Source organism: Vibrio sp. 970, assembly GCF_033339075.1.
The window spans coordinates 1-578 of record NZ_JAWOTW010000602.1; the positions used below are offsets into that span (position 1 = coordinate 1).

Below are 578 nucleotides of genomic sequence, written 5' to 3' on the forward strand. Positions count from 1 at the left end.
ACAAAATGTGACGGTCAGACTGGAGTTCGATAAAGCGCTGCAAGCAGCAAGCGCAGAGCTGGGTGGTTCCGCCGTCACACTGACTAAGACAGTGGATGCGAAAGTCTGGACCGGTGATGTTGTCGTGCCAGTGTCGTCAGAGCTAACCGTAGGCTTGGTGGTGAAAGACTACCAAGACCTTTCGGGGAATACGGGTGCAGAAGACCGTAGCCACTCGATGCCGATCACACCAACCTTGGCGATCACGCCAGTAGGCAATGTGGATAGCAGTAACGCCGCCGCATTGCAGATCACTGGCACTTCAAGCCGCTTTGATGGCCAAACCGTGAGCGTAGAAATCAAAGCGCAAGGCAGTGACACGGTTATCGCCAGCGGCAGTGCCACGGTACAAAGTGGTGGCGCTTGGACGAGCAACGCGATGGACATCAGTGGTGAGGCAAATGGCACGTACACCGTCGTTGTCACGGGCACCAATGCCTCAAACGTGGAAGCAACAGAAAGCACAAACTTCACGTTGGCACAGGCGTTGCCAACACTGACTAACGCGACCTTTAACCCAACGCACCAAGCGGAAGGAC

At 55.4% G+C, this 578-nt stretch carries 1 pseudogene; it reads left to right on the forward strand.

The window, feature by feature from the left end:
* Positions 1-578 (forward strand): annotated as a pseudogene (locus R7Q11_RS28120) (hypothetical protein); the annotation flags it as partial.